Annotated in this window: 5 protein-coding genes, 1 tRNA gene and 3 rRNA genes; all 9 read right to left on the bottom strand. The window is 44.3% G+C overall.

Going from position 1 to position 12,926, the window contains the following annotated elements:
• Positions 1–412: 412 nt before the first annotated feature.
• The 9 genes from M9189_RS12330 to M9189_RS12370 all read right to left on the bottom strand — a co-directional run bounded on the left by M9189_RS12330 (position 413) and on the right by M9189_RS12370 (position 12,834).
• Positions 413–1,819, bottom strand: coding sequence for a UDP-glucose 6-dehydrogenase (locus tag M9189_RS12330; RefSeq protein WP_250723642.1), 1,407 nt, complete (start codon positions 1,817–1,819; stop codon positions 413–415).
• Positions 1,820–1,829: 10 nt separating this feature from the next.
• Complete coding sequence (locus tag M9189_RS12335; RefSeq protein WP_250723644.1) at positions 1,830–2,984, bottom strand: GNVR domain-containing protein; 1,155 nt, start codon at positions 2,982–2,984, stop codon at positions 1,830–1,832.
• Positions 2,985–3,006: 22 nt separating this feature from the next.
• A complete protein-coding gene (locus M9189_RS12340; protein ID WP_250723645.1) occupies positions 3,007–5,442 on the bottom strand; it encodes an SLBB domain-containing protein in 2,436 nt (811 codons plus the stop codon).
• A gap of 252 nt (positions 5,443–5,694) precedes the next feature.
• Complete coding sequence (locus M9189_RS12345) at positions 5,695–6,987, bottom strand: NCS2 family permease (protein WP_250723647.1); 1,293 nt, start codon at positions 6,985–6,987, stop codon at positions 5,695–5,697.
• Positions 6,988–7,005: 18 nt separating this feature from the next.
• The gene (locus M9189_RS12350) at positions 7,006–7,662 is read right to left on the bottom strand and encodes a DUF5020 family protein (RefSeq protein ID WP_250723648.1); all 657 of its coding nucleotides are present in this window, start codon (positions 7,660–7,662) and stop codon (positions 7,006–7,008) included.
• 334 nt (positions 7,663–7,996) lie between these two features.
• Positions 7,997–8,107 (bottom strand): 5S ribosomal RNA (gene rrf, locus M9189_RS12355).
• A 105-nt stretch (positions 8,108–8,212) separates the two neighbouring features.
• Positions 8,213–11,037 (bottom strand): 23S ribosomal RNA (locus M9189_RS12360).
• 85 nt (positions 11,038–11,122) lie between these two features.
• Positions 11,123–11,196 (bottom strand) — tRNA-Ile (locus M9189_RS12365).
• Between the two features lie 112 nt (positions 11,197–11,308).
• Positions 11,309–12,834 (bottom strand): 16S ribosomal RNA (locus M9189_RS12370).
• The 16S, 23S and 5S rRNA genes sit together here with 1 tRNA gene alongside, the layout of an rRNA operon.
• Positions 12,835–12,926 lie beyond the last annotated feature (92 nt).

The raw sequence follows: 12,926 nt of genomic DNA on the forward strand, positions 1-12,926 counted from the left end.
TAAATTGGCATCTGCAAGTTAACTCAAGAATCCATTTTGGCAAACGAAAACTTATTAACAAAGCCCAAAGTTTCCCATTTCAAAATCTTATCTAATTCATTTATACCTTGTTGACCTCTTGCCACGATGCCGAAAGTTGTCAAAAAAGAAAATTGTCATCTACTTCAAGTCATCAGAATTCAACACATTCTAAAAACATCCCTACCTCTGAGAATGCGTACCATACAAAGCTTCCAAAACACTATTTAACATTTATCAAATCCCATTAAGCGGGCGTTTTCCATTTTTTGGAACACTATCAACAAATGCCAACATATAAAACAACAAAAAGCACTGCCTTCATCATGAAAGCAGTGCCTAAATATCTTTATTACTGAACCTTATGGTCTAGCGAGTTGATATAAACAAGTACTCAGCTTCTATAACCAATTGCCTCAAACTCAAACCCTAATGCTTTAACCTTATTTCTGTCGAGAATGTTTCTCCCATCAAACAAGAATGCTGGCTTCTTCATATCATCGTATACTCTCTGCCAGTCATAGGCCTTGAATTCATCCCATTCGGTAAGAACTGCGACAGCATGTGCCCCTTGCATAGCTTCATATGGATCCCTTACTACCTTAACGAGTTTACGATTCTCATCCTCACCTCTGGTGTTCAAATAATCAAGGTCGGCATAAACTCTCTCAGCCTTCACTTTGGGATCATAGACCCACAGCTCTGCCTGCTCATTTAGAAGGTAATCTGCAACGTAAATAGCAGCACTCTCCCTGGTGTCGTTTGTATCTTTCTTGAAAGCCCAACCCATTATGGCAATCTTTTTACCGCTTACAGTATTAAACAGTCTATTGACAATATTCTCTGCAAAACGTCTCTTCTGGTAATCATTCATACTGATTACCTGCTCCCAGTAATCTGCCACTTCAGTCAGACCATAACTTCTTGCTATATATACCAGATTTAGTATATCTTTTTGGAAACAACTACCGCCAAAACCTACGGAAGCCTTAAGAAATTTGGGACCTATCCTGCTGTCCATTCCAATTGCCCTGGCAATCTCATCGACATCAGCTCCGCTCTTCTCGCAAAGAGCGGAAATAGCGTTTATTGATGACACCCTCTGTGCCAGAAATGCATTTGCAGTCAATTTTGACAATTCACTGGACCAGATATTTGTCGTCAGAATCTTACTTCTGTCAACCCAACGGGCATATATTTCTACAAGGGCCCTGACGGCAGCCTGTCCCCCTTCCTCCTCAGAGCCTCCAATCAATACTCTGTCGGGATTAAGCAAATCACTCACAGCAGTTCCTTCTGCAAGGAATTCAGGGTTGGAAAGAACCTGAAACTGCAGCCCATTGCTTTCAGCATCAAGGATGGTACGAATACTTTGCGCCGTGCGAACAGGTAGGGTTGATTTCTCAACAACTATCTTATTTCCTGTTGCTACATTCGCAATTTGCCTTGCACACAATTCAACGTATTTCAGATCAGCTGCCATACCCTTGCCCACACCATAGGTCTTGGTAGGGGTATTAACAGAAATGAATATCATATCTGCCTCCCTGATAGCTCCCTCCACGTCTGTACAGAAGAACAGGTTACGACCTCTTGCCTCAGCCACGACCTCCTTAAGACCAGGTTCATAAATTGGCAAGTTATCCAAATTTGAGTCGTTCCACTCAGCTATACGCTCGCGACTGATATCAACTACTGTCACTTTGATATCCGGGCATTTCTGGGCTATAACCGCCATAGTGGGACCACCTACATAACCGGCCCCTATACACGCAATATGTTTAATCCTTGTCTCAGTCATCTTCTCTCAGTTAATCTTCCTCAGATACTATTGTTTCATAAGACCTAAACTGTTCCCTGAAATTACCCCAGATCTTTTTACCAAAAAGCAATCCTATACCTACAAAGCATCCAAGAAATACGGAAACCACCATTATCATCTTTCGCTTTGGAGAGCTCTTCTCATCTGGCACAATGGCAGGCTCTATAATCTTAACTACCGGAGTCTCTTCCTGAAGTTTTATTCTGGCTTGTTCATATTGTGATGCCAATGAGTTGTACAGGCCAAACGCAAGGTCATAATCGCTTTGCAGACGCTGCTCCTCTGTGCGGGCAAGTGATGTAAGATTGCCATGGTTGCTGTCCCTGAAGCGGGCAAGAGCTCTCTGGGATTGCCCAAATCTCTCTTCAGCTTCCTTGTACCTTTCCTCGATGAAGCGCAAATCCTCCTTCACCTTTTCTGTCTTATAACTAACAGCATAGTCACTAAGCAACTTTGCAGCATGTGAGGCTACCTGGGCAGCTAGTTCAGCTGTAGGCATTTCAGTCGTTATGCTTATCATGCCAATCTCCTTGCTTATTGAAAGTGTCAGGTTCTCCTGAAGCCATTCAAGGACCTCGCGTTCCTTTTTGGTCATGCTGAGAACTGTTACACCACTATCTCCCTGCAACACTAAAACTTCTTCATCTCCGGCAAAAGCCTTCTTTATAACTCCCGGAAGTCCAACTGTGTATTTTGCTACAGCCCCAATAAGCGACTTACCCATATAATCATGGTAGTATTCATAAAGGGTGACCTGTCCGATTCCATTTACTTCAAAAGGTTCCCTCATCAACCTGGTTAAATAAGGTACGCTCTTTATTATCTCAGGATAATAATCAGTTGGGATAGTACCACTCTCTGTATTTAGTGCTGATGCTCCTCCGAAACCAAACTGAGCTGCAAGTCCACCTAATGCTCCAAGATTAAAACCTTTGCTACTCTCAGGGATGAGTTTAACACCTGCCTGGTATTTAACCGGACTAGCTATTGCTAAAAAAAGTCCCAGAACTATAAAAACGGCACAAACCTTTGCGATATACATCCTACCTTCCCAAATATGTATGGATAGGGCTACAAGATCTATCTCATCCTCCTTGACTATCGGGGGAAGATTCTTTATGCCGTTATCTGCTTTGCTACTCATGCTTGTCTTATATGAGAATTAACTAAAATCGGCTAATCGCTGTAATTACAACAGCCGACATTGACACAATGGCACTAAGAATAGATATCCTTTCTCCACGGGTCATTGGTTCCTGCTCAGGCTTCAAAGGAATAACAATCTCAGAGCCCGGTTCTACTTTAGGATTGATTCCGAACAAAAGGAATCTGCTCTTTGAATCAACAGCTCCATTGGCATATACAACATAAGCCCTGTTTCTCCGAGCATTTTGAGCAAAGCCTCCGGAGCTCCTTACATAGTATTTAAGGTTCTTGCCTTCATCATACCTGATCTCAGTCTCACGTAGAACGCCACCGCTAACTTTAACGGTCTGTAATGCTCCGGGAATTCTTAACACATCACCGGGACTCAGATATATATCATGATGACTACCTGGTCTGGCAAGAATCTTCTCAAGGTCAATTCCTATTGTTATTTCGTTCTTCTTTTTTACTTGAAACAACTCTCCAATACTTAGCTGAATTTCTGTTTCTGCCCTTTCTATCTCCTTGGTCTTACGTATCAGAGTAGCTCCTGCAACATATGCTTCCTCAGTCAGCCCTCCCACACGTTTTATAATATCCGAAATCCTTTCCTTCCTGTCGCTAAGTACATATTCACCGGGATATAATACTTCTCCTTCTACAACAACACTCTGTTGCATCTGATAATCCGGACGCTGCCTTACATATACCTTATCAAAAGCTTCTACTCTGAAAGCCTTTGCCTCATCACTAATAGCAAGCTTACGATCTACACCAAACACAAAGACTTCTGCCATACTGCTGCCACGTTTTGAAGGGGCTGCTTCACCAAAAACCCTCCTGTTGACTTCAATACGTGCCTCGGATGCAGACATCTTGAATCCATTGGCAGTCAGTATCAAATCCTCCAGAGTCATTCCATCCCTGAATTGATAGGTACCAGGCATAAGGACTTCGCCCTGTATATATACGGTCCTTTCTTCACGTACCTCATGTATGCTCTTTATAATTACATGATCTTCGGGCTCAAGTTTGATGTCATACTCCCCTTTTACAACCTTCTCAACATCGAAAGATTCTACTACATAGTCGTAATCAGGGCTAAGCCTGTTAATAATACCCCTGCTACGAAATGCGTCAGGTCTTAACCCTTCTGCCAAACTAATCAGCTGTGACAAAGTCAACCCTTCAGTGAGCTCATAGTCCGCCGGTCTCCAAACAGCACCTTCAATAGTCACCCTATTGACAAACCTGTCAAGCAATTTATCAGCCTCTACAATATCACCGTTAAGTAATTGGAATTCATTATAATTATCTCTAGAAACAGAAACCAGCATTTTTTCCTTCTCAGTATTCCTTATTATTCTTACCTGACGTGTATATGCAGAGTCGGTAAAACCACCACTGTATTCAACAAGATCTGCTAATGTCTCGACTTTGTTAAGCTCATACAGTGCAGGACGACGAACCTGTCCTCTTGTTTCTACTCTGGACTTAACTGTTGCAACTCTTATCACATCCTGGTCATTTAGCCTGATATTGGCAGACTGATCTCCATTTAGCAGTAGGTCATAAAGGTCAAATGTTGAGACAATAGTATTGTTACGGAGGACTTCTATTTGTCTATATGATCCAATATCATTGGGCCCACCGGCATTATAAAGCACGTTAAACACAGTAGCCAGCGATGGTACTGTATAAGTTCCTGGTCTGACTACCTCGCCTATAATAGTCACCTGAATGCTCCTAACACGCCCCAGAGTAACCCTCGCAAAAGTACTTTGGTCAGGGGCTCCAGGTTTTAGCCCACCGTATAATTGTTTGAGCTTTCCAATTATCCTTGAACTCGCCTCTTCAATAGTCAAACCATGTACATAAACAGGACCAACATTTTCAATTGTAATACTACCTTCAGGACTTACCTGAAGCTGGTAAAAATTAGATGCTGCTCCCCAGATATCTATTACTATCTCATCCCCTGCACCTAACACGTAATTGACCGGTGTAGGAATATTCATATATGGCTCAAATGATGTATATCCTTCCTTGAAAAGACTACTGCCAAAGATCTGCGGTCCTTCTTCAACTTCTATCTCTACTGAATCAACAACGGCACTATCCCTTGCGGTAAGCATTGGCGAAACACTACGAAGTAATTCAACCTGTGGTCCAACCGGAGTCTGGGCTTTTCTAACTTGCTCAACCCTTTGCATCAACTCATTAGCCACAGAAGGTGAAAGGCCTCTGGCCCTGGCCATGTTAAATGCATCATTAATTGAGACTCCCTGCTGCTCAGCCTTTTCTATATACTGTTTCAGCTGGCTATCACTAATATCAGATGACTTGACTCTTGAAAGATCATAACCACTAAGGTTTTGCTGGCCAAAAACAGAATCAGTTACAAGAGGAGAAATCAATAATATTAAGCTTACTAAAAAAAATATCTTTTTAAGCATAATTCACATCAGTTTTATCGGCAATAGAAACAGAAGACTCTAATTATCAGAATTATAACTATGACTAATTAATATTTAGGAAAAGTTAAATTATAATGAAAAGCAAAGATAGAAAAAATTAATCCAGCACAAACTTAATCCTGGCTTCTAAACCATTTAAAACGCTGCAATTTCCCCTTTCTTCAGGATAAAGACAAAAAAAAGAGGTTGCCCTTTATTGGACAACCTCCGTTATCTTTAAAACAATGATCCTTAGACAAAGAACTTTATTATAAATAATACTGCCAGTATATACATAACAACTGAAATTTCCTTTGTTCTTCCAGTCAGAAGCTTCAGTATTACATATGAAAGCATACCGAATACTATACCTTCAGCAATACTGTACGCAAGAGGCATCATGATAACTGCAAGGAATGCAGGTATTGATTCAGTATAGTCTTCAAAATTGATCTTAACAATAGAAGCTGCCATGAAAGATCCCACAAGAATAAGTGCAGGAGCAGTAGCTGCACCTGGAACCATCAGGAAGATTGGAGCCAGAAACAGGGCAAGTGCAAACATACCTGCAGTGCTAAGAGCAGTAAGTCCAGTTCTACCTCCTTCAGCAACACCTGAAGCACTTTCAACATAGGTAGTAACAGTTGAAGTACCCATAACTGCACCAAATGTAGTACCAATAGCATCAGCCATAAGAGCTTGCTTTGCTCTAGGTACTTTTCCGTCCTTTTCAAGCATACCTGCCTTAGAAGTTACTCCAACAAGTGTTCCTACTGTATCAAAGATATCAACAAACAGGAAGGTAATTACTACAACCAGCATGTCTGTTGAGAATATCTCTGAGAATTGTATTTTCATAAAAATTGGAGAAATGGAGGGTGGCAAACTTATCCAACTACTGTCGGGAAGCTGAGTAACTCCAAAAGGAATTCCAATAATTGTAGAGGCAAAAATCCCAATAAGAAGGGCTCCCTTAACTTTCAATGCAAGCAGTACACCGGTAATAATCAGACCTGCCAATGCAATAAGAGCTCCGCTGTTACCAATATTACCCAAGGAAATCAAAGTTGCACTATTGTCAACAATGATACCGGCATTCTGAAGGCCAATAAAGGCAATGAACAAACCAATACCTGCTGAAATTGCATATTTGAGGTTCAATGGTATCGAATTAACTATGGCTTCCCTTATATTAAAGAAGCTCATCAGAATAAAAATGATACCTTCAAGAAATACAGCAGTAAGAGCAAACTGCCAGCTGTGGCCCATAGCAAGAACTACAGTAAATGCAAAGAAAGCATTAAGTCCCATACCTGGAGCAAGTGCAAAGGGCAATTTAGCCCAAAGTGCCATTACAAGAGTACCAAACAAAGCAGACAAAGCAGTGGCTGTAAAGAGCGCATTAGCATCCATGCCTGTTGCTGACAGAATGCTTGGATTGACGGCCAGAATATAGGCCATCGTCATAAATGTGGTAATACCAGCTACGATCTCAGTACGTATCGAGGTATTGTTTTCCTTTAATTTAAAGAATCTTTCCAGCATAATCTACGCTATTATTAGTTAGAAGGTCCATTTAACAGCCAAAGTCGGGCTTACGCGGAATCCCTCAACAATAAAGTTATTTGCCAATTCTACTTCTCCACCTGCTGAGAAATGCTCTCCAAAGTTATACCACAACTGGGGTTCGCTCAGGAAAACAAAGTCTGTACCCAACCATGATTTCTCTTCCTTCCAGAAATCGGCAAAACCCGAGAAAGTAACAGCGTTATTAAACAATTGAATTGTCCAGACTCCGGTTAACTGAAATGAAGCATTATTTACATCATCATCAATATACTTATATAAACCTTGTAAAGTAAAGATCTTAGAAAAGTCAGCACTGTTCCAGGTATATTGTGCACCAGCAAGCCATGCATTATTAACATAGGTTCCTCCGTTATACTCTGCTTGCAAGGCAAATGGAGAATCCCAAAATTTAAGAGCCCTGGCAATTTCCATGTAGGAGAATGAAACTGAATTTCCAGCATCAGTATCATGATCCATATCTACAAAGAAAAATGTACTACCCCATTGGTCGGGCTTAAACATTTCGATAGTAGTAGTCACATAACCACGATCCTCTCCCATATCGTAGTGGACCTGTAAGTTTTGAGCGCTTACCATGGATGTTCCCAAGCCCATTGCAAGCATCAGCACAACTGCAATTTTCTTCATCATTCAGGTTATTTAACAAGTTAGTATTGAGTTGAATTTATAAGCGCCAAAAGTAATTAAATATCCAAATACTCCTAATATGTTTTATCAGATTTTAGTCTCACCCCCTGATTTTGACAAGGCCTCCCCTGAATAACATAACAAAACTGAAAATCAATACAGTTTTTTGCCAGGGGATGCAAATGAATGGGGTCACATTCTTAAATAAGACATTTTTTAACATTATGCGAGCTTTATAAAAGGGGGATACAACAAAAAAGCCGGTCCAGATTGCTCTGAGCCGGCTTTTGTAAAAAAATAAGAGGCTGCCCTTTATCGGACAGCCTCTCTCTTGTAAGATGGGCGGCGACCTACTCTCCCGTTTTTACGCAGTACCATCGGCGCGGCAGGGCTTAACTTCTCTGTTCGGTATGGGAAGAGGTGGATCCCCTGCGCTATAGCCACCTAAATATCTTAGAGTTTGTACTCTCTCTTTGTTCATTGCTACAACCTTCGTCGTAGTGATATCTTAACATATTGATTACAAGATAAAGACTTGAGACTAAAATACCAGCTCTGAAAGTCTCGGGTAATTAGTACTGCTCGGCTTTGATGTTACCACCTTTATACCTGCAGCCTATCAACGTCATAGTCTTTAACGCCCCTTATATGGAGATCTAATCTTGAGACAGGCTTCGTGCTTAGATGCTTTCAGCACTTATCCCTTCCAAACATAGCTACTCAGCGCTGCACCTGGCGGTACAACTGATACACCAGAGGTTTGTCCATCACGGTCCTCTCGTACTAATGACAGGGTCTCTCAAATCTCCTGCGCCCACAACAGATAGGGACCGAACTGTCTCACGACGTTCTGAACCCAGCTCGCGTGCCACTTTAATCGGCGAACAGCCGAACCCTTGGGACCTTCTCCAGCCCCAGGATGTGACGAGCCGACATCGAGGTGCCAAACCGCCGCGTCGATGTGAGCTCTTGGCGGCGATCAGCCTGTTATCCCCGGAGTACCTTTTATCCTTTGAGCGATGGCCCTTCCATGCGGAACCACCGGATCACTATGCCCTAGTTTCCTACCTGTTCGACTTGTCGGTCTCACAGTCAAGCACCCTTGTGCCATTACACTCTACTGACGATTGCCAAACGTCATGAGGGTACCTTTGGGAGCCTCCGTTACTCTTTTGGAGGCGACCACCCCAGTCAAACTACCCACCAAGCAATGTCTCCCTCTCTCTGAGGGATTAGACTTCAGGCAAGTCAAGGGCCGTATTTCAACGGCGACTCCATGATACCTGGCGGCACCACTTCATAGTCTCCGGCCTATCCTACACATAACTTACCCAAAATCAATGCTAAGTTGCAGTAAAGGTTCACGGGGTCTTTCCGTCCCGTTGCGGGTAACCGGCATCTTCACCGGTATTACAATTTCACCGAGCTCACGGCTGAGACAGTGCCCAGATCGTTACACCATTCGTGCAGGTCGGAACTTACCCGACAAGGAATTTCGCTACCTTAGGACCGTTATAGTTACGGCCGCCGTTTACTGGGGCTTCAATTCAATGCTTTGGATTGCTCCTGACATCTCCTCTTAACCTTCCAGCACCGGGCAGGTGTCAGGCCATATACCTAATCTTTCGATTTTGCATAGCCATGTGTTTTTGTTAAACAGTCGCCTGGGCCATTTCTCTGCGTCCTGTCAATCGCTTAACAGGAACCCTTTCTCCCGAAGTTACAGGGTTAATTTGCCGAGTTCCTTAGCCGTGGATCACTCGAGCGCCTTAGTATACTCAACCCAACTACGTGTGTCCGTTTACGGTACGAGCCGTTATACTCGCTTTTCTCGGTACAAGATGCTTGCCTTCGCTTCGGCCGAAACCTAAGCTCAGCGTGCTATTCCGTCAGCACCCAGACATCTCTCTTATACGTCACTTTTGTTGTATAACGGGTACAGGAATATTAACCTGTTTGCCATCCACTTCCCCTAACGGGTACGTGTTAGGGCCCGACTAACCCTGATCCGATTAACGTTGATCAGGAATCCTTGGTCTTTCGGCGTGGGGGTTTCTCACCCCCATTATCGTTACTTATGCCTACATTTGCTTTTCCAGACGCTCCACAATACCTCACGATACTGCTTCGACGCTGACTGGAATGCTCCCCTACCAATGATACCTAAGTATCATTCCATAGCTTCGGTAGTATGCTTGATGCCCGATTATTATCCATGCACGGTCGCTCGACTAGTGAGCTGTTACGCACTCTTTAAATGAATGGCTGCTTCCAAGCCAACATCCTAGCTGTCTCTGCAACCATACCGCGTTTTCTTCAACTTAGCATACATTTGGGGACCTTAGCTGATGGTCTGGGTTCTTTCCCTCTCGGACACGGACCTTAGCACCCATGCCCTCACTCTCGAAAAACATTATCCAGCATTCGGAGTTTGTCAGGATTTGATAGGCGGTGAAGCCCTCGCGTCCTATCAGTAGCTCTACCTCTGGATAACTCTTAATCGAGGCTGCACCTAAATGCATTTCGGGGAGTACGAGCTATTTCCCAGTTTGATTGGCCTTTCACCCCTACCCACAGTTCATCCGAAAACTTTTCAACGTTTACCGGTTCGGTCCTCCATTTCGTGTTACCGAAACTTCAACCTGACCATGGGTAGATCACTAGGTTTCGCGTCTATCCCTGCCAACTTAGCGCCCTTTCAAGACTCGCTTTCGCTTCGGCTCCGTGTCTAACAACACTTAACCTCGCTGGCAAGGTATAACTCGTAGGCTCATTATGCAAAAGGCACGCTGTCACCCCAATAAAGGGCTCCAACAGTTTGTAAGCGCACGGTTTCAGGTACTATTTCACTCCCCTGTTAGGGGTGCTTTTCACCTTTCCCTCACGGTACTGGTTCACTATCGGTCTCTCAGGAGTATTTAGCCTTACCGGATGGTCCCGGCAGATTCACGCAAGATTCCTCGTGTCCCGCGTTACTCAGGATACTGCTCGTAATATCATACTTACGTGTACGGGACTTTAACCCTCTATGATGCAACTTTCCAGATGCTTCCACTTCGTATTAATATTATCTTTATGCAGTCCTACTACCCCAACCCTGCCTAAACAAGATTGGTTTGGGCTATTCCCGCTTCGCTCGCCGCTACTGGGGGAATCACTTTTGTTTTCTTCTCCTCCGCCTACTAAGATGTTTCAGTTCAACGGGTTTGCCTCCTGAATTGCTCCAGGATACCAGGCCTTCAACCTGGTGGGTTGCCCCATTCGGAGATCTGCGGATCACAGGTTATGTGCACCTCCCCGCAGCTTTTCGCAGCTTGTCGCGTCCTTCTTCGCCTCTGAGAGCCTAGGCATCCGCCGTGCGCCCTTCTTTACTTTCTTTAATGCTTTAGCATTTTTTTCCTCTAGTCTTTCTCTTGTAATTCAATATGTCAATGATCGTTCTGCACTCTTACTTTGTGCTGTGTAGTCCTGCGCAGAGTTGAACTGCGGACCTCTACATTATCAGTGTAGCGCTCTAACCAACTGAGCTACAGGACTGAGTAGTGCTCGGTAGAGCAGTGTTATGATAATGATGCAATACCATAAGAAAAGACATTCAAGCTGATTTCCTTCGCTTTTTCTCAGGAAGATCTTTACTTAAGCTCTCCAGAAAGGAGGTATTCCAGCCACACCTTCCGGTACGGCTACCTTGTTACGACTTAGCCCCAGTCACCAGTTTTACCCTAGTACGCTCCTTGCGGTTACATACTTCAGGTACCCCCGGCTCCCATGGCTTGACGGGCGGTGTGTACAAGGCCCGGGAACGTATTCACCGCGCCGTGGCTGATGCGCGATTACTAGCGAATCCGGCTTCATGAAGTCGGGTTCCAGACTTCAATCCGAACTGAGACCAGCTTTCGAGATTGGCATCCCCTCGCGGGGTAGCGGCCCTCTGTACTGGCCATTGTAACACGTGTGTAGCCCTGGATGTAAGGGCCGTGCTGATTTGACGTCATCCCCACCTTCCTCACGGTTTACACCGGCAGTCCCGATAGAGTGCCCACCTTTACGTGATGGCAACTATCGGCAAGGGTTGCGCTCGTTATGGGACTTAACCCGACACCTCACGGCACGAGCTGACGACAACCATGCAGCACCTTGAAGAGTGTCCCGAAGGAAAAGCATCTTTCGACACCTGGCACTCCCCATTTAAACCCAGGTAAGGTTCCTCGCGTATCATCGAATTAAACCACATGTTCCTCCGCTTGTGCGGGCCCCCGTCAATTCCTTTGAGTTTCATCGTTGCCGACGTACTCCCCAGGTGGATTACTTAATGCTTTCGCTCAGTCACTAGCTATATATCGCTAACAACCAGTAATCATCGTTTACAGCGTGGACTACCAGGGTATCTAATCCTGTTTGATCCCCACGCTTTCGTGCCTCAGCGTCAGTAACAGCTTAGTAAGCTGCCTTCGCAATCGGCGTTCTGTGGTATATCTATGCATTTCACCGCTACACACCACATTCCGCCTACCTCAACTGTACTCAAGAACGGCAGTTTCAAAGGCAATGCTACAGTTAAGCTGCAGTATTTCACCCCTGACTTACAGTCCCGCCTACGCACCCTTTAAACCCAATAAATCCGGATAACGCTTGCATCCTCCGTATTACCGCGGCTGCTGGCACGGAGTTAGCCGATGCTTATTCATAGTATACTGGCAGACATCTACACGTAGATGTGTTTCTTCTACTATAAAAGCAGTTTACAACCCATAGGGCAGTCTTCCTGCACGCGACATGGCTGGTTCAGGCTTGCGCCCATTGACCAATATTCCTCACTGCTGCCTCCCGTAGGAGTCTGGTCCGTGTCTCAGTACCAGTGTGGGGGACCTTCCTCTCAGAACCCCTAGACATCGTAGCCTTGGTGAGCCGTTACCTCACCAACTAGCTAATGTCACGCATGCCCATCTATAACCTGTATCGCTACATTTAACTACTAATCCATGCGAATCAATAGTGTTATGCGGTGTTAATTCCCCTTTCAGGGAGCTATTCCCCAGTTATAGGCAGGTTGCATACGCGTTACTCACCCGTGCGCCGGTCGTCAGCGGTATTGCTACCCTGTTACCCCTCGACTTGCATGTGTTAAGCCTGTCGCTAGCGTTCATCCTGAGCCAGGATCAAACTCTTCGTTGTATGAAAAGTTTTTAAAAATATTATCTGGGCTCAATTCTAATCTTCCTCAAAGGAATTACGCTTTCCTGTCTTTTCTTTTTAGGTATTGCATC

The organism is Xiashengella succiniciproducens (assembly GCF_023674465.1).
GTDB lineage: Bacteria > Bacteroidota > Bacteroidia > Bacteroidales > Marinilabiliaceae > Geofilum > Geofilum succiniciproducens.